The 255-nt window shown below is 44.3% G+C and carries 1 protein-coding gene; it reads left to right on the top strand.

Going from position 1 to position 255, the window contains the following annotated elements:
* The first annotated feature begins 52 nt into the window (after nt 1-52).
* Nucleotides 53-223 carry a hypothetical protein gene (locus tag E0D98_RS27485; protein ID WP_000482367.1) on the top strand — a complete coding sequence of 57 codons (171 nt, stop codon included), beginning with the start codon at nt 53-55 and terminating at the stop codon, nt 221-223.
* Nucleotides 224-255 lie beyond the last annotated feature (32 nt).

Here is a 255-nt window from a genome sequence, read left to right as displayed (position 1 = left end):
CTGCCTCTGATCTGGCTGTTATCTGACATATCATTTTCGCATGAGGAAATGCATGTTTAACAAAAATAAAACGCATATCGAAAACAAAGCCTTTATGGTGGAACCGTTCCGGGATCCGACAGCTAACGAATGTAATGTCGTGATAGCAAACGATATTTGTATCCGGGTAGCACTGTCACCCTCTGAGGTGCTCCAGCCATTCAGCAAAAACACGAACCAGTAAATCCTCCCCACAACGCTTTCTTCTTTCACTGC

It is taken from the genome of Escherichia sp. KCJ4928 (genome assembly GCF_004352695.1).
Taxonomy (GTDB): Bacteria; Pseudomonadota; Gammaproteobacteria; order Enterobacterales; family Enterobacteriaceae; genus ECMA0423.
The sequence above is the reverse complement of the archived record's forward strand: the minus strand, read 5'-3'. Positions and strand labels throughout refer to the sequence as shown.

Bases quoted from the DNA above. Each gene is read 5' to 3' on its own strand.
- E0D98_RS27485 (WP_000482367.1), top strand. From the start codon at position 53: ATGTTTAACAAAAATAAAACGCATATCGAAAACAAAGCCTTTATGGTG.